This window comes from Pseudomonas sp. HMSC063H08 (assembly GCF_001813645.1).
GTDB lineage: Bacteria > Pseudomonadota > Gammaproteobacteria > Pseudomonadales > Pseudomonadaceae > Pseudomonas > Pseudomonas aeruginosa.
Genome location: NZ_KV813333.1, coordinates 1 through 494 on the forward strand (window position 1 = coordinate 1; position 494 = coordinate 494).

Genomic DNA, 494 nt, shown 5'->3' on the forward strand with positions numbered 1-494 from the left:
CCCGCCTATATGTCCATCACCGGCACCAAGCAGGGCCTGATCACCGCCGGCGCCTTCACCGAGGATTCGGTCGGCAACACCTACCAGGAAGGCCACGAGGACCAGGTGATGGTCCAGGGCTTCAACCACGAAGTGATCATCCCGCGCGACCCGCAGTCCGGCCAGCCGACCGGCCAGCGCGTGCACAAGCCGGTGGTCATCACCAAGGTCTTCGACAAGGCCTCGCCGCTGCTGCTGGCCGCCCTGACCTCCGGCGAGCGCCTGACCAAGGTCGAGATCCAGTGGTACCGCACCTCCGCCGCCGGCACCCAGGAGCACTACTACACCACCGTCCTGGAAGACGCGATCATCGTCGACATCAAGGACTACATGCACAACTGCCAGGACCCGGGCAACGCCCACTTCACCCACCTGGAAGACGTGCACTTCACCTACCGCAAGATCACCTGGACCCACGAAGTCTCCGGCACCTCCGGCTCCGACGACTGGCGCTC

Annotated in this window: 1 protein-coding gene; it reads left to right on the forward strand. The window is 65.2% G+C overall.

Annotation, left to right across the window (positions count from 1 at the left end; genetic code table 11):
• Positions 1 to 494 (forward strand): Hcp family type VI secretion system effector (locus HMPREF2924_RS01760; RefSeq protein WP_152905956.1); only part of this gene is annotated, 494 nt, incomplete at both ends.